Consider the following 20,337-nt stretch of genomic DNA (forward strand, 5'->3'; position numbering starts at 1 on the left):
TCTTCCGGCCGGGGACGGTGCCGGCCGGCGGACGGTTCGTGACGCTAAGCCGGCAGAGTTAACAGCCCCACGCCGGACGATGAACGGGCGCGACGTGGGCGGTGAATGAGGCATGCCCGTCCCGCGTCGGCAGCGGTCCGCCAGGTGAACGGGACATGTCCGCCGGTCAGATAAGGTCCCAGCCCAGCGCGGTGCCCCGGGGCACGTCGCGGCGGAACGTGCGGCCGAGCACCCGGTCCAGGTCGGCCGGGGGCAGGCCGCCGGCCGGGCGGATCGAGCGCACGTTGTCCCGGGTCACCGGCTCGCCCGCGCGCACGTCGGCCACCACGTACAGCGACCGCCGGAACCGCAGCCCCTCCCGCTCGGTGGGGGTCGGGCCGATGGTGGTGACGCCCAGCGCCGCCCAGGCCCGCTCGGACTCGACGCGCAGGTCGGCCAGCTCCGTCGGCTCCAGCGAGAAGTCCGAGTCCACCCCACCGTCGGCGCGGCGCAGCGTCACGTGCTTCTCGATCAGGCAGGCGCCCAGCGCCACCGCCGCCACCGGCACCCCGATGCCGGGGGTGTGGTCGGAGATCCCGACCGGCACGCCGAACGTGTCCGCCAGCACCGGCAGCCGACGCAGGTTGCTGTCCTGCGGCGGAGCCGGGTACGACGCGGTGCACGCCAGCAGCACGATGCCGCCCGCGCCGCCCTCGCGGGCCGCGGTCACCGCGGCGTCGATCTCGCCGACCGTGGCCATGCCGGTGGAGATGACCATCGGCTTGCCGGTGGCGGCCACCAGCCGGATCAGCGGCAGGTCCACCAGCTCCGACGAGGCGATCTTGTACGCCGGGGCGTCCAGCTCCTCCAGCAGCTCCACCGCCGAGCGGTCGAACGGCGACGAGAAGACCGTCAGGCCGTGCCGGCGGGCCCGCTCGAAGATCGGCCCGTGCCACTCGTACGGGGTGTGCGCCCGCTCGAAGAGCTGGTAGAGCCGCTCGCCGCCCCACAGCTCGTGGCCGCCGGAGATGCGAAACTCCGGCGCGTCCACGTCGATGGTCAGCGTGTCCGGGGTGTACGTCTGGAGCTTGAGCGCGTGCGCGCCGCTGGCCGCCACCGCGTCCACGATGGCCAGCGCCCGGTCGAGGCTGCCGTTGTGGTTGCCGGACATCTCGGCGACCACGAAGGGCCGCTCGCCGGTGCCCACCGCGTGCGGGCCGATCTTGACTGTCGTCATGTTCCCCTGCTCAGTTGCGTCCACACCACCTGGTGCGGCGTGCCGTCGACGTCCCGCTCGTAGCGCCGGACGATCGTGAATCCGAAGCGCCGGTGCAGCGCTAGCACCGGTCGGTTGGTGGCCAGCGTCTCCCCGCCGAGGCTGCGCGCGCCGAGGGTGTCGAACGCGTACGCGATCGCCGCCTGCTCCAGCGACAGCCAGGCCGGCATGAGCGCCCGCCGCGCGTCCAGCCCCTCGACGTCGAGGTAGAAGCCCCAGGTCAGCGCCCTGTCGGGGCTGGTCACGCCGGAGAACGTCACCACGCCGCAGGGCTGCCCGAGGTGCTCGTGCACCAGCACCCGCCGGTCCGGGTCGACGCGTACGCCCGCCCACCAGGCGGCGTGCTCGGCGGGGCCGATCTCGTGCCGGGTGAGGCTGACCTCGCGGACCTGCGGGTGGTTGCGCCAGCGCAGGATCGTCGCCAGGTCGGCGTCGCGGGCGGGCCGCAGCGCGCCACCCGCCCGGTTCGCGGCGGCCCCGGCCCGGACGGCGGCGGCCCCGCCCGATCTCGGCCCGCTCATCCCCGGCCCGCCATGGCGCTGCCCTGGTCCGCCTCCGCCGGCGCGGCGCTGTGCGGGCCGGCCCCGGCGGGGGCCGCGCCGGCGGGCGAGGCCGGCCGCAGCGAGCCGGCCAGCCGGTGCGCCCGGCGCAACGTCTTGTACGCGAGGTAGCTGTCCCGGGCGACGAGGCGGTGCTTCAGCCCGGCCACCCCGCCCGGCCGGGCGTACCCGCCCGAGGGCAGGTAGCGGCGGTAGTGCTCGGCGACGCGGCGGAAGAACCCGCGCCGCAGCCTCGGGTGCACCCGGCCGTCGTTGCCCACCACCACCAGATAGTGGTTGATCATCAGGCCGAACAGGTCGGTGCGGATCCAGTCCTCGGTGACGTGCTCCGCCACCCACTGCTGGAGGCGCTCGTACTGGACGAACGCGTCGAAGTGCCGGCCGCTGCGGGTGGAGGTGATCGCGCCGAGCCGGCCCTGCCGGTAGTGGTAGCAGACCTGGTCCAGCACCCCGATCCGGTCCGCGGCGATGAGCAGCGGGTGGCTGAACGGGATGTCCTCGTACCAGCCGGGGTGGAAGCGCAGCTCCAGCTCGTCGAGGAACGCCCGGCGGACCACCTTGTTCCACGCGGTGTGTTGCACCCGCAGCAGCGCGGGCCGGTCGGCCAGCCGGACGCACCCGTCGACCCCGCGCAGCAGGTGGCTGCTCGCGTCGACCTCCAGCCGGCCGCCCTCGTGCACCCGCAGGTGGTCCACCAGCAGCACGTCCGGCTCGTCGCGGCGCAGCCGGTCCAGCACCACCGGCAGGGTCCCCGGGGGCAGCCAGTCGTCGCTGTCGACGAACCACACGTACCGGCCTGTCGCCTCCGCCAGCCCCGCGTTGCGGGCCAGCCCCAGCCCGACGTTGCGGGTCAGGGAGACCACCCGCACCTGGGGCCGCCCGGCCGCGTACGACCGCAGCATCTCCCCGCACCGGTCCGGGGAGGCGTCGTCGACGGCGACCAGCTCGACCTCGGCGGCCTCGGCGGTGGGCAGGCCGCCGAGGATCGACTCCAGGCACTGGTACAGGTACGCCTCGACGCCGTGCACCGGGACGACGATGCTCAGCAGTGGGCTCCGCGTCGGCTCATTGACCACGCCCGACACCTTCGACCGCCCGGATGGACGGCCCCGGAACCTGGCGTATCCGCCCGGGGTGGGCTCGCTGAACAGACCCCCTACGGAGGGTTAACGGTTGAGCATCCGCTTCACCCGGCCGCCGGCCGCCCGTACCCGGGCCCGCAGCCGGTGCGACTCGAACCCCGCGACGGTCTCCTTCAGCTCCTGGTTGCGGTCGTGCAGCCACTGGATGCGGGCGATCAGCTCGGCCGGGTCGGTGGCCGACTGCGCGCGTACCGCCGGGGGGAAGGTCGTCTCGGCGACCTGCCGGTCGAACCGGGCGGCGCTGTCGCCGTCGGCGAAGGAGACCCCGAGGTCGTGCTTGGCCAGGAACGCCGTCATCGTTGCGTACCGGGCCTTGTGCCCGTTGTTGAGCGCGGTGTAGTCGGCCTCGTCGTAGAGCTCTATGGCGTCCACGTCCGGCGGGACGTCCTTCATCAGCCGGTGCGGGATGTCGAAGTACCGGGCCAGCTCCAGCGTCCGCGAGTCGTGCGCGAAGAGGTACCCCGGCGTCCCGGCCACCAGGGCCGTGATCGTGCCGTGGATGCGGGTGCCGAAGTTGAAGTCGAAGCGGGACAGGTAGTCCATCCACGTCCACGGGTCGACGAACATCCGCACCTTGTCCTCGGTGAACAGCGGGTGGGAGGTGTGGATCGGGATGGCCGCCTTCTTGCCCCGGTCCTCCGGCGCGTCGCCGAAGAGCAGGGTGCCCAGCGTCTTCAGGTCCTGCGGCAGATAGCGCAGGTTCGGGTACCGCCGATGGTGCGAGGCGATGATCTTCGCCATCGACTTCACGTACGGGGAGACGGTCAGCGCCACCCGGTCCTCGACGGTGAGCGTGGTCTTGCGCTTGTCGACCCGCAGGCTGTCGCCGTGCAGGAACATCGACGGGCAGCCGATCACGTCGACGGCGGAGAAGCCCAGGGTCCGCAGGTATCCCTCGGTGATCTCGCCCCGCACCCCGATGGTGTGCGACCGGTCCAGCACGGCCGAGACGAACGCCTTCACCGCGTCGTCGATCGGCCGCAGGTACTCCCGGTCGGCGTCGACGTTGGTCTGCGCGCCGACCCCGAACACCACCACCGGGATCTTCAACCGCTCGATCAGCCGGGTCATGGCGACCAGGCGGTGGGCGTAGCTGCGCCGGAACGCGTTCGCCAGCGGCACCACGAACACGTCGAACCGCTCGTTGATCTCGTCGGCCTCGCGCGGGTTGACCCGGAACTCCGAGGAGGTGACCTCCGCCGTCGACGTCCGCAGCAGCTTGTGCGCCGCGTGGCTGAACACGAGATTGCCGGCGTTCTCACCGATCCAGTTGCGCTCGAACGTCTCCTCCGGCGAGTAGACGTCGAACGGCCCCTTCTTGGCCCGCAGCAGGATCCGCTGGTGCATCCGTGTTGTCCCCTCGTCGTGGCCGAGACCGCGATATTAGGCCATCGCGCCCGTGCCACCGCCAGTCGCGTCAGGGGACGCCCGACGGCGGGCGGCGCGCCCGGCCGCACCGGGTAGGGTGCCGGCGGGGCGGCACCGCGCGGCCCGCCGCCACCCGGGCGGCGGCGTCGGCCCGGGGCGTCCGCGAGGAGGAGAGCGGTGCTGGTGACCCCCGCGGACGGTCGGACCACCGGCCTCCCCGGCGCCCCGACCGTCGTACGCCCCGACGCGCCGGCCCGCCCGGCCAGCCGGCTGCCCTCGCTGACCGGGCTGCGCTGGGTCGCCGCCCTGCTCGTCTTCGGCTACCACGTCGGCACCATGCGGATCGTCGGCCAGCCCGAGGCCAAGGCCGTCGTCGACTGGCTGTTCACGCTGGGCCTCTCCGGCGTCGAGTTCTTCTTCATCCTCAGCGGCTTCGTGCTGGTCTGGTCGGCCCGCGACGGGGACCGCCGCCGCGACTTCCTGCGCCGCCGGCTCGCCAAGATCTACCCGAACCACCTGCTGATGTGGGCGGTGGTGCTGGCGACCGGGGTGTGGGTCTTCGCCGACCCGGTCAACGTCCGCGCCGCGCTGGAGAACCTGTTCCTGGTCCAGGCATGGGACCCGACGCCCGGCTACTTCTACAGCGTCAACTCGGTGAGCTGGTCGCTCTCCTGCGAGCTGTTTTTCTACGTCTGCCTGCCGTTCGCGCTGCCGCTGGTGCGCCGGGCCCCGGTCGGGGCACTGTGGGCGGTGGTGGCAGCCGTGCCGCTGCTGATCGTGGCGCTCTGGCCCGGGCAGCGCCTGGTGCCGCAGGAGAGCACCTGGTGGTTCACTCAGATCTTCCCGGTCGTGCGATCCCTGGAGTTCTGGATGGGGGTGGCCGCCGCCGAGCTGCTGCGCCGGGGGCGCTGGCGCGGTCCCGGGCTCACCGCCGCCAGCGTCATCTTCGTCGTCACCTGGGTGGTCGCCGCCCAATGGATCCGCGCCGAGCTGTGGGCGGCGCTGCTCGCGGCGGCGTACCTGCTGGTCATCGTGGCCGCCGCCGACGCGGACGTGCGCGGCGCGCGGACGCCGTGGCGGTCCCGGCCGATGGTCTGGCTCGGCGAGGTCTCCTTCGCCTTCTACCTGGTGCACGTCTTCGTCATGATCACCGTTCTGCGGCTGGCCGACCGGCTCGGCACGGGCCTGCCCGGCTGGTGGGGCCCGCTGGCGGCGGTCGGCTTCCTGCTGGTCAACCTCGGCCTGGCCGCGCTGCTGCACCGGTGGGTGGAGACGCCGCTGACCCGCCTGCTCGGGCCGCCGCGCCGGCCCCGCGCCCCGGCCGCCGCCGCGCCCTGACCCGCCGCCGGCCGCGCCCCCGACCCGCCGGCCGCGCCCCCGACCCGCCGGCCGCGCCCCCGACCCGCCGGCCGGGCCCCGACCCGCCGGCGGTGGTGCGCCCCCGATCCGCCGCCGCCGGCCGTGCCCCGGGCCGCCGGCGGTCGTGCGCCACGCCACGCCGCGCCGAGCAGGTGACACGCTCGCCGGCGGTGCGTCGTGCGGCCGGCGACGGTAGCGTGGGGTGGTGCTTCCCGTCGCGCTGACCTGTCCCCTGTGGTGGGTCGCGCGCTGGACCGCACGGATGCTGGCGGCCCTCGCCGTCGTGGTCGCGTTCTCCCTGGGCACCGCGTCGCTGCCGCTCGGCGCGATGGCTACCGGTGGCGTCGAGCCCGGCCCGGCCACCGCGGCCACCGCCGTCGCGGGCTCCGCTGCCGACGAATCGGCGGGAGCCGCCGTTTCCGTGTCGGTCGCGGGCGCCACCGCCGCCGCGGACGCCGCCGGCCCCTTGCCTCCGGCCGACGCGCCGCCGCCCGCCGAGGCCGGGCCCCCGCCGGCCGCCACGCCGGCCCCGCAGCGGGTGCCGGCCGGGTTCGTCCCCACCGCCGCCGGCCCCCGCGCGCCGCCTGCCGCCTGAGCCACGCGGCGGGCCCGCCCGCCCGCACCGTCGCCGACGAACCCACCGCTGCCCCCGCCCGCCGGGTCCGGCCGCACACGCCCCGCCGTACGCGCCCCGCCCGGCGGCGGCGCGGATCCCTTTCCGCCTCCACCCCCGTGAGGTGCCGACCATGGACATCGTGCTCTACCAGTTCCTGACCGAGGTGCCGCTGGCCGCCGCCATCTGGTCGGTGCTGCTCGTGCTGGCGCTCACCGTGCTCGCCGTGCTGGTCGCCCGCCCGGAGCGGGACCGTCCGCCCGCCGCCGAGCCACCGTCCCGGCCCGCCGCCCCGCCCGCCCCCGAGGCCGCCGACCTGCGCCGGTACGCCGAGGAGGTGGCCGTGGCCGCCGCCGGGGCCGCGCAGAACGCCCGCCGCCGGCGGGCCGCCTGGACGGCCGCCCAGGACGCCGCCGAGCGGGCCTGGCAGGCGTACGACGAGGCGGAGACCGCCGCCCGGCGCTTCCGCGACGCGACCGCCCTGCCGACGCCGCACACCCCGCGTACCCCGGCCGAGTACGCGGCCCGGGAACGCTGGCTGCACCACGCCGCCACGGCGGCCCACCTGCGGGGAGAGCTGTCCATCGGGCAACTTTGCGACGTCTTCGCCCGCCGGGGCGGATGGGACCCCCGGCGGCACCCGGTGGAGCAGGAGGTCGTCCTGGCCCGGGCCGTCCGGGACGGCAGGCTGGCCCGCTACCGCGCCGCCGCCGCACGCGAGCGGGCCGCGTGGGACGACGCCGAACTGGCCGCCGAAGCCGCCCGGGCGCTCGCCGCCGAGGCGTACGCCGCCGCCGAGCGGGTCCGGCCCGCCCGGGTGCCGGCGGCCAGCGCAACGGCCTCCAGCAGGGCCCTGAAAGCCCTCGGCTGGCACCCACCCCGCTGGCACCCAGCCCAACTCGGCTAACCACCCCACCCCAACCCACCCCGGCCCGGCCCGGCGCGGCCCGGTGCGGTCCGGTGCGGCCCGGTGCGGTCCGGCGCGGCCCGGTGTGGCCCGGTGCGGCCCGGCGCGGTGCGCCGCGGCCCGGCCCGACTCGGTGCGGTGATCAAGAGATTTGCGTCATCGTGGAGATCAACCCTGACGCTTTTCTCTTGATCACCGGGGCGAGTCGGGCCGGGGTGAGGGGGCGGGGGCGAGGGGCCGGGGCGGGGGGTGGGTGGGGCGTGAGGCGGGTCACGGGTTTGGGGGATCGGGCAGGCGGAGCATTCTGTTCGACCGGGGGCGTTATTCGCCGGGGATTCGCGGCTCGTCGTCCCGTTGCGGGGCGGCTGACGTCGGATGAGTCGGCAGTCCCATTGAGTCACGTCAGTATCCGAATGGCCCGTAAATTTGCCGGCCGTTGGATGTTTAAGCAGGTGGCGGGGGGTTGGCAGGGCTTCCGTCGGCCAGTAGTGTCGGCCCGTCCGGTGCGGTACCCGATCGCAACAGGCGACGCCGCGCCGACCCGCTCAATCGTGACCATCACGAACCGGGGACCCATTGCACGTCCGGGGTGAATCCGCGGGCCACGGCCTGCGGTAGGGCGATCTTCCCGCCCGAATCCGTCAGCTAACCCGGTAGGCGGTGTCGGAAGGAGTTCCATCCTCGTGCAGCACGAACCCACCCCCCGGGTTGTTCCTCCACCACGGAGCCCGGTGCTCGCGTCCGCCGCCGTCGAGCCGGCGCACTGACCGTCGCACCCCTTCTCGTACGCCCGCCTGAGCGGGCGCCCCAGAAAGCGGACCCCATCGGCCGCGGACACGTCCGTGCCGCCGTGCGCCGACGCGCGCCCGGGGCCTCCGCTTCCGCCCCCGCCCCGTGGAGGAACACGTGAACGATCAGCTCAAGCGGCACCTGCGGCGACTCGCCACGGAACGCCCCTACCAGGTCGTCGCCGGCTCCGCCGCGGCGCTCCTGCTGGCGTCCGGCACCGGTGCGCTGCTCGCCGCCGCCGACGACGCCCCCGCCCCGCAGCAGGCCACCAGCGCCGCCGTGACCGAGGTGGCGCCCCGGCTCGACGACGCGGCCAGCCGCGCCCAGGCCCGGATCGCCGCGCCGCTCTCGGCCGCTGCCCCGCCCAGCGCCACCCCGTCGCCGAGCGCCACCTCGGCCACCCCGAACCCCGACCTGACCGCCTCGGCGACGCCGAAGAAGACCACGGCGAAGCCGGCGGCCCCGAAGCCGCCCTCGTCCAAGGTCCTCGACTACGACTACGAGGCCCAGAGCACCTACTACTACTGCGGCCCGGCGGCGGTGCGCAACGCGCTCTCCGCCACCGGCGTCGACGGCGCCCAGGACGACCTGGCCGCACGTCTCGGCACCACCGAGATGGGCACCAACTCGGCCTACGACACCACTCGGGTGCTCAACGAGATGGTCAAGGGTGAGCCGTACCGGACCCGGCTGATCCCCGGCGGCGCCGCCACCTCGGCGGAGGCGGAGCGGCTCCGGGCCGACGTGGTGAAGGCGGTCAGCGCCGGGCGTGGCGTCGTGGTCAACATCGCCGGCGACGCCACCGACGTCGACGGCGGCTGGCACTCCTTCCCCGGCGGCCACTACATCGCCGTCGTCGGCTACCGCGACTCCGGGCGCACCGTGCGGATCGCCGACTCGGCGGACCCGGCCGTCCCGGCGTACTGGATCAGCACCGCATCCCTGGCCCATTGGGCCGCGACGCGGGGCTACTCGGCCTGACACGCCCTCCCCCCGCCGGCCCCGGCTCCCTTCCGAAGGGAGCCGGGGCCGGTGCCGTCTCCGGGGAGGCCGGGGCGGGCGGGTGAAGCGGCAATTCCCGGTCGGCCGGAGGGTCTCGTGCACTGGCCCGTTCCGACGCCCGGGTGTGCGATTATCGCACTATGGCTGATGACCAGGAGTGGTGCTCCGTCGGCGAGCAGGTGCGGCACGCCCGGCTGTCCCTGGGGCTGTCACAGCAGGACCTGGCCAGCGCGGTGGGCCTCGACCGCACCATGCTGGCCAAGGTCGAGGCTGGCACCCGCCGGCTGGATGGCCTCGAACTGGCGCGACTGTCGCGCGTGCTGCGGGTGTCGATGGACTACCTGATCGAGCCACGGCCGGCTGTGCTGTCCCGGCGGGCCGCGCCGGTGACCGAGGAGGTTGGCACCGACGCCGCCCGTGCCGCCGAACGCCTGGAGATCGCCCTCGTCGAGTGGCTTCGCGACGTACGGCAACTCGTGGGGCTCGGCGTGTTGCGGACCCGTCCACCGCTCCGCTACCCGGGCACGGTCACCGCCGAGGACCAGGCCAGGCAGGCAGCGCAGTGGCTCAGGCGAGAGTGCGGGATCGACGATGGGCCGATCGACAGCATCGTCGAGGTCTGCGAACGTGCCGGCCAGTGGACGCTGGTGACCAATCTACCCGGCGACGGGGCGTCGCTGATCGAGGCTGACCTCGCCGTCGCGGTGGTGAGCACCTCGGGCGATCCTGGTCGCCGCCGGGCGACGGCCGCGCACGAACTGGGCCATCTGATCATTGGCGACGAATACTCCAGCGATCTGGGTGTCAGCGCCTCGCGGACGCACCGAGAGTCCGCCATCGACGCCTTCGCAGCGGAGCTGCTGCTGCCCGTCCAGGTGCTCGCAGCCGCGCGGAATGCCGACCGGATGACCCGGGACCAGCTGGTGGGCTACGCGGCTCGGTACCGTACCTCCTGGTTGCTGGCTCTGCGGCAGGCGGAGCAGGCAAAGGCCATCGATGCGTCGACCCGGCGGCTCTGGAGCCAGAACCGGCCCACCCGGGCCGAGTTCATGGAGGCTCTGGGCTGGGTTCCGCAGCCGGACCTCGCATCGGTGCGGGTGCCGCCGACCTACGCGCACGCGGTGATGGGGGCGTTGCGGACCGGCCGCATCACCCGAACCAGGGCTGTCGAGCTGATGCACGGCCAGATCACCGAGCCCGACCTGCCGGACGACGACGACCTGGAGATCGAGCCGTGATCCGGCCGCCCCAGACGCCCGTCCTGGTAGTGGACACCATGGTGCTTAGCCACTTCACTCTCGCCGACCGGCTCGACGTCCTGCACGACCTGCTGATCGACGCGGAGTGCTGGACAACGCAGGTGGTGATCGAGGAGCTCCGGATGGGCTCGGCCATGCGGCCCGAGCTGGCGGTGGCGTGTGAGGCGGATTGGCTGGGTGTCGCCCGCCTGGACACGCTCGATGAGATCCGGTGCTTCACGAGATGGACCTCGTTGCTGGGCGCCACGGAGCGGAACCTCGGCGAGGCGTCCGTCTTCGCTGCGGCTGAGCTGCGAGGAGGCATTGCGATAACGGATGATCGGGACGCTACGAGGGTCGCCCGCAAGAACCGGGCACGCGTGCACGGCACCATCTGGCTCCTCGCGGGAGCGTGCCGTGCGGGTAAGCAGACCGAGGCGGCTGCAGGCAGCCTCATCGAGGGGCTGCGAGCGACGGGCGCCCGCCTGCCCTGCTCCGGGTCGGAGTTTCCCGCGTTCGCCCGCCGGCACAACCTGCTGTGACCGACGGGCGGGACGCTCAGGCGGTGGGGGAGTGGGTCATCGCGTCGGCGGCGCGCGGGGTCGGCGGGTTCCAGCCCGGCTCCAGCTCCCGGCGGGCCGCCGCCAGGAACGCCTCGGCGTACGACTCGGCCGGGAAGTCGCCCAGGTAGTGTGCCCGGGTGCCCCAGCGGGCCGCCGCCTTCGGGTCGGTGTCCAGCAGCAGGCCGAGCACCTCGTCGAGGTTGCCCGCGTCGCGCCGCAGCACGTAGCCCGAGCCGGCCAGCGGGAACCGCTCGACGAACCGGTCGCCGTCGCCGGCCATGTCCGTCACCGCGTACGGCTTGCCGGAGTAGAGGTAGTCGGAGATGACCCCGGAGACGTCCGAGACGAGCGCGTCGGAGCGGTTGACGCAGTCGACCAGGGACAGCTCGCGGCTGGCCGCCGCCCCGAAGACGTGCTGCCGCCCGGTGCGGGCCCGGTCCGCCGCCAGCAGCTCCGTGAGCCGGGCGAGCTGCCGCGCCGACGCCGGGTTCTGCCCCGTGTACGGGTGGGCGCGCAGGATCACCGTCGCGCCCCGGGCCAGCAGCCCTCGTACGATCGTCTCGCCCACCGGCAGCGAGCAGTAGTTGGCGTCGGCGTGGTGCCCCGTCCAGGTCGGGGTGTAGAGCACCGTCGGGTTCGCCAGGCCGGTGGCCGGCGCGCGGCGTACCTCGATCGACTCGACCTGCGGGCGGCCGACCACGACGAACTTCTCCGCCGGGATGTCCACCCCGGCGCGGGCGTACCGGTCGATCGCGGCCCGCCCGGCCACGAAGTTGCGGTCGAACAGCGCCGTCACCGGGTTGGCGCTCGGGGCCTTGTCGCTGTCGCCGTGGTGGATCTGCACGTGGGTGAGCTGCGAGAACCGGATGCAGTGGCTGTTCTTCGCCCCGTGGTTGACGTAGAACGCCACCTTCAGGCCCGGCACCAGCGCCTCGTCCATCGCCTTCAGCGTCGGGCAGTAGACCACCGGCGCGGTGGTGGCCGCGGCGATCGGGGCCAGGAACTCCGGCTCGCGCACCATCACGAAGAACGGCCGGCCGATCCGCTCCAGGTACGGCAGCCACATGGTGACCTGGTATTCCGACCCGGGCGGGGCGGAGAAGTGCAGCAGGAACTCCGGCCGGTGCGCGCGCAGCGCCCGGGCCACCGCCGAGCCGCCCGCCCCGGGCCGGAACCGCCGCCTCGCCAGGTCCGCCGCGACCGCCCCGGCCCCCGCGCCGACGGCGAGGGCCGCCAGCAGGGCCACCGCCGCCGGCAGCGCCAGGGCGGCGGCCAGCGCCACCGCGGCGAGCAGCGCCAGCAGGGCGTCGCCCAGCCGGGCCGCGACCAGCGGGGTCCACGACCGCACGGGCAGGTTCGCCGCCCGGATCTCCAGGTCGCCGGCCTGCCGCAGCGGCCCCACCAGCAGCGTCAGCCCCAGCAGCACCAGGGCCGTCGCCGCCAGCGCCGGGTCGAAGCCGGCGTCGAGGCGCCGCGAGTAGCCGACGAGGATGCCGGCGGCGAGCAGCACCGCCTCGGCGGTGCTGTCGGCGGCCGGGCGGACCCGCCGCTCCCAGCCGGCGGCGGCCAGGGCCGCCACCGCGAGCGCCAGCCCCCAACCCGTCGCCCCGGTCAGGGCGAGGGTGAGGAACGCCAGCACCGCCAGGCCGGTGGCCGCCACCCGGGCGGCCAGCTTCCTGACCAGGTCACCACGCATGTCGCTTCGCTTCCTTCGCCCGTCGCGGTGGCCGTCGACGCCTCAGCCGGCCGTGGCCGGGGCGGACGCCGGGCTGGGCTGGGTGGGCACGCTCGCGGCGGGCAGCTCGCCCGGTGCCCGGCGTACGTCGATGACCTGCCCGGTCAGCTCGGAGATCAGCACGTCCAGCGACGACTGGGCGACGGTCTCGGCGGCCAGCAGGGTGTGCTCCGGCTCCTCGCCGAACGCCTTGGTGCGCATCGGCGTGGCGGTGCGCTCCGGGTTGATGCAGTTGACCCGTACGCCGAACTCGGCCCACTCGTCGGACAGCGCCTGCGTGAGGTTGACCAGGGCGGCCTTGGTGGCCGAGTAGAGCGCGTAGCGGGCCCGGCCCCGGGTGTACGAGCTGGAGGTGTAGAGCAGCAGCTGGCCCTTGGTCTGCTGGAGGTACGGCAGCGACTGCCGGGCGATGGTGACCGGGCCGACGAAGTTGACGTGCAGGACCCGGTCCATGGTCTCCTGGTCCATCTCGGCCAGCTCGCCCTTCTCCAGGATGCCGGCGGTGACGACCACGTGGTCGATCCGGCCGGTGGCCTCGAAGGCGGTCTTCAGCGCGGCCTCGACGTCCTCGGCGCGCTCCACATGGGTGCGCGTGGTGGAGCGGCTGAACGGGAAGACCTGCGCGCCGTGGCGGCGGGCCAGCTCGGTCAGCTCGTGGCCGATGCCGTAGCTGCCCCCGAACACGACGATCGTGCGGCCGGTCAGCTCCTCCGTGTAGCCCCGGTCGGTGAGCCGGGGGGCCTGCGCGGCGGCGAGCTGGAACAGCTTGTCCGCCAGGTGGACGTCGACCGGGTGGGTGACCTTGATGTTCTCGTCCGAGCCGTCGATCACCTTGATCGGGGTGCCCGGCAGGTAGCGCAGCACGACGCCGCAGTCGTCGGTGGCGGCGAAGTCGGGGTCGTCGGCGGCGATCCGGTACGCCTCGCGGATCGTGCCGGACCGGAACGCCTGCGGGGTCTGGCCCCGGCGCAGCGTGGAGCGCACCGGGATGTCGGTGATGCAGTCGTTGTCGTCGACCTGGATGATCGTGTCGGCCGACGGGATCGCCACGTCGACCGCCGAGTACGTCCAGAGCGCGTTGACGCACTCCCGGACGATCCGGCCGCTGAGCAGCGGGCGCACCGCGTCGTGGAAGAGGATGTTGACGTCGCCCTCGCCGACCGCGTCCAGCGCGATGCGGGTGGTGGCGTTGCGCGTGTCGCCGCCGGCGATGACCTTGCTGACCTTGCGGAAGCCGGCCTTGTCGACGATCTGCTGGGCGTCGGGGACGTGCCCGTCGGCCATCAGCACGATGATCTCGTCGATCTCGGGGGCCGCCTCGAAGACCGCCAGGGTGTGCTCGATGATCGGCTTGCCGGCGATCTTCAGCAGCTGCTTGGGGATGCCGAGGCCGAGCCGGGTCCCGGTGCCGCCCGCCAGCACCACCGCCACCGTCCGCGAGGGCCGCCACGGCGCCGGGGTCTCCGGTGTGGCGTCCGGGCCAGTGGTGTGGTCCTGCGTCATTGCCGATCCTCACTCTCACGGTTTGCGAACAGGGGGTGACGGCCGCACGGCGGCCGGGTGAACCTTAACGCAACCACCGCGCCGCCCCCCAGGGACGACGCGGTGGGGAAGACACCCGCACGACACCGTACGGATGCCGCAACCTTACTTCTTGTTGTTGGAGAAGTCCTCGTACGCGCGCAGCACCTCGTCGGTCGGGCCGTCCATCCGCAGCACGCCCGATTCCAGCCAGATCGTCCGTTCGCAGGTGTCCCGCACCGAGGAGAGCTGGTGGCTGACCAGGAACACCGTGCCCGCGCCCTCCCGCAGCTCCCGCACCCGCTGCTCGCTGCGCTTGCGGAAGCCCTTGTCGCCGGTGGCCAGGGCCTCGTCGATCAGCAGGACGTCGTGCTTCTTCGCCGCCGCGATGGAGAAGCGCAGCCGGGCGGCCATGCCGGAGGAGTACGTCCGCATCGGCAGCGAGGCGAAGTCGCCGCGCTCGTTGATCCCGGAGAACTCGATGATCTCCGGGGCGAGCCGCGCCACGTCGGCCGGCTGCATGCCCATGGCGAGGCAGCCCAGGGTGACGTTGCGCTCGCCCGGCAGGTCGTTGAGCAGGGCGGCGTTGACGCCGAGCAGCGACGGCTGCCCCTGGGTGTAGACCGCGCCCCGGTTGACCGGCAGCAGGCCGGCGATGGCCCGCAGCAGGGTGGACTTGCCGGAGCCGTTGCTGCCGATCAGCCCGATCGCCTCGCCCCGGTACGCGGTGAAGCTGACGCCCCTGACCGCGTGCACCTCCCGGATGTTCGGCGCGGACGTGCGGGACACGATCCGCTTCAGGGCGGCCACCGGGCTGGTGCCGGCCGACGCGCCCTTGTGCACCCGGTAGATCACGTGCGCGTCGTCGACCACCACGGTCGGGATGCGCTCGACGATCCTGGGCAGCGTCACGGTGACGTCGTTGGACGCCTCGATGTGCTCAGCCACGGCCGTACTCCTGTTCGCCCCGCCAGAAGTAGATGAAACCACCCACGCCCATCACGACCGCCCAGCCGACCGCGTACGACCACGCCTGGAGCATGGAGGAGTTGAGCAGCGGCGCCCCCTCCAGCAGCGCGTGCCGGGCCAGCTCGATGTAGACCAGCATCGGGTTCGCCTCGACGATCCGGGTCGCCCAGCCCGGCAGGTTCTCCTCGAACAGCGCGACGCTGTAGAGCACGCCGGAGCCGTACATCCAGGTGCGCAGCAGGAACGGCATGACCTGCTTGAGGTCGGCGACCTTCGAGCCCATCCGGGCCACCGCCATGGTGAGCCCGGCGTTGAACAGCGCCTGGAGCAGCACGATCGGCACGAGCAGCAGCCACTCGACGGTGAGCGGCTCGCCGGTGACCAGCACGATGCCCACCAGCACCACCAGCGAGGCCATGAGCTGCTGGAACTGGGTGAGCATGGCGGCCAGCGGCAGGCAGGCCCGGGGGAAGTGCAGCGCCCGGATCAGCCCCAGGTTGCCGGTGATCGCCTGGGTGCCCTGCTGCGCGGCGGTCTGGGTGAAGTTGAAGATGAACAGCCCGGTGGTGAGGTACGCGATGAAGTTCGGGATGCTCTTCTGCTCCAGCACCAGGCCGAAGATCAGGTAGTAGACCGCCGCGTTCGTCAGCGGGGTGAGCACCTGCCAGAGCTGCCCGAGCCGGGCGTTGCTGAACGAGGCGACCAGCTTGGCGTTCGAGTACGCGGCGATGAAGTGCCGGTACGCCCACAGGCGGCGGGTGTACTCCGCCAGGGACGGCCGCTCGCCGGCGACCCGTAGCCCGTACCGGGCGGCCAGTTGCGCCTGGGTCAGGCCGGCGTCGGGGTCGGCCAGCGCGGTGTTGGCCATGGGATGGGCGCTCCGATCTTGTCGTGCCAGCGGGGTGCGTCTGTTGTTCCAACGGGATGGGCGCGACGACGGGTTCGCCGGCGGCCGGTGCGTGGAGCGCCGCCTCGTCGCTGCGTGGAAGGTAGTCCATAACTACGTCGGGACGCAACCGTACCGTCGTTGCGGTACATTGTCCCACGTGACAGCCGAGGAGGGTCTGCCGTGACGCCCGAGAAGAGTCTGCCGTGACCACCGAGAAGAGGCGCGCGCCGGCCGGCGCGGCGGTGCTGCGGGGCGAGATCACCACGGCCATCCGGCGCGCGCTGATGCAGGAGCTGGCCGCCGTCGGCTACGGCCGGCTCTCCATCGAGGCCGTCGCCCGCCGGGCCGGGGTCAGCAAGACCGCGATCTACCGGCGGTGGAGCTCCAAGCTGGAACTGGTCGTCGAGGTCGTCGGCACCGCCGCCGGCAGCAAGCTTCCGGCGCTGGACACCGGCAGCCTGCGCGGCGACCTCGGCCTGCTGCTGCGGGTGCTCGCACACGCCCTGAGCCACCCCCTGGCCGCGCAGATCGTGCCCGACCTGCTGGCCGAGGCCGCCCGCAACCCCGAGATCGACGAGACCCTACAGGCGGCGCTGCGGGCCAAGCAGCAGGAGGTCGGCGGGGCGCTCGTCGCCCGCGCCGTCGCCCGCGGCGAGCTGCCCGTCGACACCGAGCCCGGCGCCGCCGTGGACCTGATCGTCGGGCCGCTGTACTGGCGGCTGGCGATCACCCGCACCATGCCGACCGAGGCGTACCTCGACGCGCTGGTGGAGGCCGTCGCCACCGGCCTCGGCGCGGCCGGGGCCGTGCCGAGGCAGCGCGACGCCGCCCCCGCCTGAGCCGCCCGCCGGTCGTCCCGCCCGCCTGACGCCTGCCCGCCCGCCCGGGCCCGCCGCGCCCGCGCGACTGGTCGCCTCAGCGAGCGGTGTCCACCGGCAGCCGGGACACGATGTGCCGGGCGATCTCCAGCGAGCTGGTCGCGGCGGGGGAGGGTGCGTTGAGCACGTGCACCTGCCGGTCCGCCTCCACGATCAGGAAGTCGTCGACCAGGCCCCCGTCGGGCAGGATCGCCTGCGCCCGCACCCCCGCGCCGGCCCGGACGATGTCGGCCGGCGTCAGCTCCGGCACCAGCCGCGCCAGGCTCGCCGCGAACCTCGCCTTCGACAGCGACCGGGCCACCTCGGTCAGCCCGTACCGGAAGTGCCGCCGGCCCAGCGCCCACAGCCCCCGGTACGTCAGCTCGTCCCAGACGTCGCGCGGGCTGAACCGCCCCCACGAGTAGCCCTCCCGCGCGGTGGCCAGCACCGCGTTCGGGCCGGCGTGCACGCTGCCGTCGATCATCTTCGTCAGGTGCACCCCGAGGAATGGGAACTGCGGGTCCGGCACCGGATAGACCAGCCCCCGCACCAGGCCGCGCCGCTGCGGGGTCAGTTCGTAGTACTCGCCCCGGAACGGCACGATCCGCACCGGCGTCGGCACCCCGGCCAGCCGGGCGATCCGGTCGGCGTGCAGGCCAGCGCAGTTGATCAGCACGTCCGCGACCACCTCGCCGGCCGTGGTGGTCACCACCACGCCCTCCGGCCGGTCGGCCACCCCCGTCACCTCGGCGCGGGTGCGCAGGTCCGCCCCGGCGGCGGCGAGCAGCTCCGCCAGCTTCCGGCAGACCGCGCCGTAGTCGACGATGCCCGTCGAGGCCACGTGCAGGGCGGCGACCGCCGCCACATGCGGCTCGTGCTCGGCGGCCTCGGCCGCATCGACCAGCCGCACCGGCAGGCCGTTGGCGACGGCCCGCTCGTGCAGCGCGTGCAGGCGGGGCAGCTCCGCGGCGTCGGTGGCGACGATCAGCTTGCCGCAGACCTCGTACGGCAGCCCGTGCGCCGCGCAGAACTCGACCATCGACGCGCTGCCGGCCTTGCACAGGGTGGCCTTGAGGCTGCCCGGCCGGTAGTAGACCCCGGCGTGGATCACGCCGGAGTTGTGGCCGGTCTGGTGCGCCGCCCAGCCGGCCTCCTTCTCCAGCACCGTGACGGAGTCGCCCGGGCGGTCGGTCACCAGCCGGTGGGCGACCGCCAGGCCGACGATGCCGCCGCCGACGACCACGAACCTCGTCATCTCGCTCTCCCCTGCCCGGTGGCCGCCTCCGCCAGGCGACCACCGATGGTAACCAGCGCCCGGCGTGCCCGATTCGTGGCCGCCCGCCGGGGGTGCCTACACTCACCGGGTCCGTCTTCTAGGGAGCCTCATGTCAGACGACGTCATCGCGCTCGGCCAACCCACCGTCGGTGAAGCGGAGCTCGCGGCGATCGCCGAGGTCTTCGCCTCCGGCTGGCTGGCCGGCGCCGGGCCCACCTGCCGCCGCTTCGAGGAGCGCTTCGCCGCCGCCACCGGCACCGCCCACGCGCTCGCCACGAACAACTGCGGCTCTGCCCTGCACCTGGCCCTGCTCACCCTGGGTGCCGGCCGCGGCGACGAGGTCGTCGTCGCCGACTACACCTTCCCGGCCACCGGGCACGCCGTGATGTGGGCGGGTGCTAAGCCCGTCTTCGCCGACGTGCGCCCCGACATCTGGACCGTGGACCCGGCCGCCGTCGAGGCCGCGATCACCCCCCGCACCGCCGGGATCGTCGCCGTCGACGTCGCCGGCCAGCCCGCCGACTACGACGAGCTGCGGGCCATCGCCGACCGGCACGGGCTGTTCCTGGTCGAGGACGCCGCGTGCGCAGCCGGCGCCACCTACAAGGGCCGGCCCGCCGGCAGCCTCGCCGACGTGGCCGCGTTCAGCTTCCACGGCCGCAAGGGCATCACCGCCGGCGAGGGCGGCGCGCTCACCTCCGACCGGGCGGACCTGGTCGCCCACGCCCGCAAGCTGCACACGTACGGCATCGAGGGCGCGCTCACCCGGGCCGCCTCCACCGACCTGCCCGTGCCCACCTTCGACGAGCTGGGCTACAACTACCGGCTCTCCGACGTCGCCGCCGCGATCATGCTCGCCCAGCTCGACCGGCTGCCCGACCTGATCGCCACCAAGCGGCGCATCGCCGCCCGCTACGGCGAGCTGCTCAAGGACGTCGACCTGGTCACCGTGCCGGCCGAGCTGCCGGACCGGGAGCACCCCTGGCAGGCGTACATCCTCACCCTCGACCCCTCGGTGGACCGGGGCGCGGTGGCCGCCCGGCTGCGCCAGCGCGGCGTGCAGTGCAACTTCGGCACGTACGCCTCCCACGCGCAGCCGCTGTACGGCGAGCCGGCGCACCCCTGCCCGGTGTCGGCCGACGTCTTCGCCCGGCACCTGGCGATCCCGATGCACGCCAACCTGACCGACGAGCAGGTCGACCGGGTCGCCGCGACCGTGCGCGAGGTCGTCACCGCGGTCGCCGCCGGTCGCTGACCCGCCTGAGAAGGGAACTGATCCGCAATGACCAAGAAGGTCCTCATCACCGGCGGCGCGGGCTTCATCGGCCTGCACGTCATCCCGCTGCTGCTCGACAAGGGCTACGAGGTCCGCATCCTCGACAACATGGCGCGGGGCGACCGGGCCCGCGTCGACGAGCTGGTCAGGACCGGCAGGGTGGAGCTGGTCGAGCAGGACGTGCGCTACGGCGGCGCGGTGCACAACGCGATGAAGGGGTGCACCCACGTCATCCACTTCGCCACCGTGTCGATCAACAAGAGCCAGGCCGACCCGTACGAGTCGATCGACATCAACATGGTCGGCAACAACAACGTCTTCGCCGCCGCCGCCGACCACGGCGTGCAGCGGCTCGTCTTCGCCTCCTCCGCGTCGGTCTACGGCGACCCGAAGAAGCTGCCGATGCACGAGGACGACCCGCTGGACCCGCTCACCCCGTACTGCATCTCCAAGCGCGCGGGCGAGGACCTGCTCGGCTTCTACCAGCGCAGCAAGGGGCTGTCCTGGGTGGCGCTGCGCTTCTTCAACGTGTACGGCCCCGGCCAGAAGATCGAGGCGTACTACACCAGCGTCATCAACACCTTCATCCAGCGGCTGCGCGCCGGCCAGGCCCCGATCATCGACGGCAAGGGCGAGCAGTCGATGGACTTCATCCACGTCACCGACCTGGCCCGGGGCGTCGTCGCCGCCCTGGAGTCGGAGCGGGACAACCTGCCGGTCAACATCGGCACCGGCGTGGACACCTCTATCGCCCAGCTCACCAAGATCCTGATCCAGGCGGTGGGCGCGGACGTCGAGCCCATCTTCAACCCGCGCGACGTGCTGGTCAGCCGACGGGCGGCCGACATCACCCGGGCCCGCGAGGTGCTCGGCTGGGAGCCGCGGATCACCGTCGAGGAGGGCATGCACGAGCTGGTCCGCAACTCGACGCCGACCGCCTGAGCGATCCCGCGTGACGCCCGGGGGCGGGTGCCGGCTCCGGCCCGGCGTCCGCCCCCGCGATGCGCGTCAGCCGTCG

General features: G+C 73.6%; 18 protein-coding genes and 1 riboswitch. Of the genes, 9 read left to right on the top strand and 9 right to left on the bottom strand.

Annotated features, from left to right (window positions below; genetic code table 11):
* Positions 1-166 precede the first annotated feature (166 nt).
* From pseI to ACFYWL_RS18240, 4 genes are all read right to left on the bottom strand, one after another.
* The gene (gene pseI, locus ACFYWL_RS18225) at positions 167-1,216 is read right to left on the bottom strand and encodes a pseudaminic acid synthase (RefSeq protein ID WP_386973963.1); all 1,050 of its coding nucleotides are present in this window, start codon (positions 1,214-1,216) and stop codon (positions 167-169) included.
* Positions 1,213-1,776, bottom strand: coding sequence for a GNAT family N-acetyltransferase (locus ACFYWL_RS18230; RefSeq protein ID WP_386973966.1), 564 nt, complete (start codon positions 1,774-1,776; stop codon positions 1,213-1,215). The genes pseI and ACFYWL_RS18230 overlap by 4 nt, the downstream gene beginning before the upstream one ends.
* On the bottom strand, positions 1,773-2,891 hold the full coding sequence (locus tag ACFYWL_RS18235; protein WP_386973969.1) for a glycosyltransferase family 2 protein: 1,119 nt from the start codon (positions 2,889-2,891) through the stop codon (positions 1,773-1,775). The genes ACFYWL_RS18230 and ACFYWL_RS18235 overlap by 4 nt, the downstream gene beginning before the upstream one ends.
* A gap of 90 nt (positions 2,892-2,981) precedes the next feature.
* A complete protein-coding gene (locus ACFYWL_RS18240; protein WP_386973971.1) occupies positions 2,982-4,304 on the bottom strand; it encodes a polysaccharide pyruvyl transferase family protein in 1,323 nt (440 codons plus the stop codon).
* 198 nt (positions 4,305-4,502) lie between these two features.
* Here ACFYWL_RS18240 and ACFYWL_RS18245 point away from each other — a divergent pair, with 198 nt between their 5' ends.
* The 6 genes from ACFYWL_RS18245 to ACFYWL_RS18270 all read left to right on the top strand — a co-directional run bounded on the left by ACFYWL_RS18245 (position 4,503) and on the right by ACFYWL_RS18270 (position 10,775).
* Positions 4,503-5,663 (top strand): acyltransferase family protein, encoded by a 1,161-nt coding sequence (locus ACFYWL_RS18245; RefSeq protein ID WP_386973974.1) that lies wholly within the window; start codon positions 4,503-4,505, stop codon positions 5,661-5,663.
* A 226-nt stretch (positions 5,664-5,889) separates the two neighbouring features.
* Complete coding sequence (locus tag ACFYWL_RS18250) at positions 5,890-6,279, top strand: hypothetical protein (RefSeq protein ID WP_386973977.1); 390 nt, start codon at positions 5,890-5,892, stop codon at positions 6,277-6,279.
* A gap of 151 nt (positions 6,280-6,430) precedes the next feature.
* Positions 6,431-7,204 carry a hypothetical protein gene (locus tag ACFYWL_RS18255; protein ID WP_386973980.1) on the top strand — a complete coding sequence of 258 codons (774 nt, stop codon included), beginning with the start codon at positions 6,431-6,433 and terminating at the stop codon, positions 7,202-7,204.
* A 532-nt stretch (positions 7,205-7,736) separates the two neighbouring features.
* Positions 7,737-7,879: riboswitch (cyclic di-AMP (ydaO/yuaA leader) on the top strand.
* Between the two features lie 219 nt (positions 7,880-8,098).
* Positions 8,099-8,974 carry a C39 family peptidase gene (locus ACFYWL_RS18260; RefSeq protein WP_386973983.1) on the top strand — a complete coding sequence of 292 codons (876 nt, stop codon included), beginning with the start codon at positions 8,099-8,101 and terminating at the stop codon, positions 8,972-8,974.
* Between the two features lie 161 nt (positions 8,975-9,135).
* Positions 9,136-10,233, top strand: a complete 1,098-nt coding sequence (locus ACFYWL_RS18265; protein ID WP_386973984.1) for a helix-turn-helix domain-containing protein — start codon at positions 9,136-9,138, stop codon at positions 10,231-10,233.
* Positions 10,234-10,271: 38 nt separating this feature from the next.
* Positions 10,272-10,775, top strand: coding sequence for a hypothetical protein (locus tag ACFYWL_RS18270; protein ID WP_386974188.1), 504 nt, complete (start codon positions 10,272-10,274; stop codon positions 10,773-10,775).
* Between the two features lie 16 nt (positions 10,776-10,791).
* Here ACFYWL_RS18270 and ACFYWL_RS18275 read toward each other — a convergent pair whose 3' ends face one another.
* The 4 genes from ACFYWL_RS18275 to ACFYWL_RS18290 all read right to left on the bottom strand — a co-directional run bounded on the left by ACFYWL_RS18275 (position 10,792) and on the right by ACFYWL_RS18290 (position 15,889).
* Positions 10,792-12,492 (bottom strand): CDP-glycerol glycerophosphotransferase family protein, encoded by a 1,701-nt coding sequence (locus ACFYWL_RS18275; RefSeq protein ID WP_386973986.1) that lies wholly within the window; start codon positions 12,490-12,492, stop codon positions 10,792-10,794.
* A gap of 42 nt (positions 12,493-12,534) precedes the next feature.
* Positions 12,535-14,034 (bottom strand): D-ribitol-5-phosphate cytidylyltransferase, encoded by a 1,500-nt coding sequence (locus ACFYWL_RS18280; protein ID WP_386973988.1) that lies wholly within the window; start codon positions 14,032-14,034, stop codon positions 12,535-12,537.
* 144 nt (positions 14,035-14,178) lie between these two features.
* Positions 14,179-15,000, bottom strand: coding sequence for an ABC transporter ATP-binding protein (locus ACFYWL_RS18285; RefSeq protein WP_386973990.1), 822 nt, complete (start codon positions 14,998-15,000; stop codon positions 14,179-14,181).
* Positions 14,993-15,889 carry an ABC transporter permease gene (locus ACFYWL_RS18290; protein WP_386973993.1) on the bottom strand — a complete coding sequence of 299 codons (897 nt, stop codon included), beginning with the start codon at positions 15,887-15,889 and terminating at the stop codon, positions 14,993-14,995. The genes ACFYWL_RS18285 and ACFYWL_RS18290 overlap by 8 nt, the downstream gene beginning before the upstream one ends.
* 224 nt (positions 15,890-16,113) lie before the next feature.
* Between ACFYWL_RS18290 and ACFYWL_RS18295 the strand changes: the two genes are divergently transcribed.
* Positions 16,114-16,749 (top strand): TetR/AcrR family transcriptional regulator, encoded by a 636-nt coding sequence (locus tag ACFYWL_RS18295; RefSeq protein WP_386973995.1) that lies wholly within the window; start codon positions 16,114-16,116, stop codon positions 16,747-16,749.
* A 76-nt stretch (positions 16,750-16,825) separates the two neighbouring features.
* Here the strand turns inward: ACFYWL_RS18295 and lhgO are convergent, their stop codons facing one another.
* Positions 16,826-18,022: an L-2-hydroxyglutarate oxidase gene (lhgO, locus tag ACFYWL_RS18300; RefSeq protein WP_386973998.1), complete on the bottom strand. Its 1,197-nt coding sequence runs from the start codon at positions 18,020-18,022 to the stop codon at positions 16,826-16,828.
* Positions 18,023-18,152: 130 nt separating this feature from the next.
* On the opposite strand from lhgO, the gene ACFYWL_RS18305 reads away from it, so the two are divergent.
* Positions 18,153-19,298, top strand: a complete 1,146-nt coding sequence (locus tag ACFYWL_RS18305) for a DegT/DnrJ/EryC1/StrS family aminotransferase (RefSeq protein WP_386974000.1) — start codon at positions 18,153-18,155, stop codon at positions 19,296-19,298.
* Positions 19,299-19,325: 27 nt separating this feature from the next.
* The gene (locus tag ACFYWL_RS18310) at positions 19,326-20,261 is read left to right on the top strand and encodes an NAD-dependent epimerase/dehydratase family protein (RefSeq protein WP_386974003.1); all 936 of its coding nucleotides are present in this window, start codon (positions 19,326-19,328) and stop codon (positions 20,259-20,261) included.
* Positions 20,262-20,337: the final 76 nt, after the last annotated feature.

The organism is Micromonospora sp. NPDC002575, from assembly GCF_042889525.1.
Lineage (GTDB): Bacteria > Actinomycetota > Actinomycetes > Mycobacteriales > Micromonosporaceae > Micromonospora > Micromonospora carbonacea.

Bases quoted from the DNA above. Each gene is read 5' to 3' on its own strand.
- ACFYWL_RS18240 (WP_386973971.1), bottom strand. From the start codon at position 4,304: ATGCACCAGCGGATCCTGCTGCGGGCCAAGAAGGGGCCGTTCGACGTC.
- ACFYWL_RS18305 (WP_386974000.1), top strand. From the start codon at position 18,153: ATGTCAGACGACGTCATCGCGCTCGGCCAACCCACCGTCGGTGAAGCG.
- ACFYWL_RS18270 (WP_386974188.1), top strand. From the start codon at position 10,272: ATGGTGCTTAGCCACTTCACTCTCGCCGACCGGCTCGACGTCCTGCAC.
- ACFYWL_RS18230 (WP_386973966.1), bottom strand. From the start codon at position 1,776: ATGAGCGGGCCGAGATCGGGCGGGGCCGCCGCCGTCCGGGCCGGGGCC.
- lhgO (WP_386973998.1), bottom strand. From the start codon at position 18,022: ATGACGAGGTTCGTGGTCGTCGGCGGCGGCATCGTCGGCCTGGCGGTC.
- ACFYWL_RS18310 (WP_386974003.1), top strand. From the start codon at position 19,326: ATGACCAAGAAGGTCCTCATCACCGGCGGCGCGGGCTTCATCGGCCTG.
- ACFYWL_RS18290 (WP_386973993.1), bottom strand. From the start codon at position 15,889: ATGGCCAACACCGCGCTGGCCGACCCCGACGCCGGCCTGACCCAGGCG.
- pseI (WP_386973963.1), bottom strand. From the start codon at position 1,216: ATGACGACAGTCAAGATCGGCCCGCACGCGGTGGGCACCGGCGAGCGG.
- ACFYWL_RS18265 (WP_386973984.1), top strand. From the start codon at position 9,136: ATGGCTGATGACCAGGAGTGGTGCTCCGTCGGCGAGCAGGTGCGGCAC.
- ACFYWL_RS18280 (WP_386973988.1), bottom strand. From the start codon at position 14,034: ATGACGCAGGACCACACCACTGGCCCGGACGCCACACCGGAGACCCCG.
- ACFYWL_RS18255 (WP_386973980.1), top strand. From the start codon at position 6,431: ATGGACATCGTGCTCTACCAGTTCCTGACCGAGGTGCCGCTGGCCGCC.
- ACFYWL_RS18275 (WP_386973986.1), bottom strand. From the start codon at position 12,492: ATGCGTGGTGACCTGGTCAGGAAGCTGGCCGCCCGGGTGGCGGCCACC.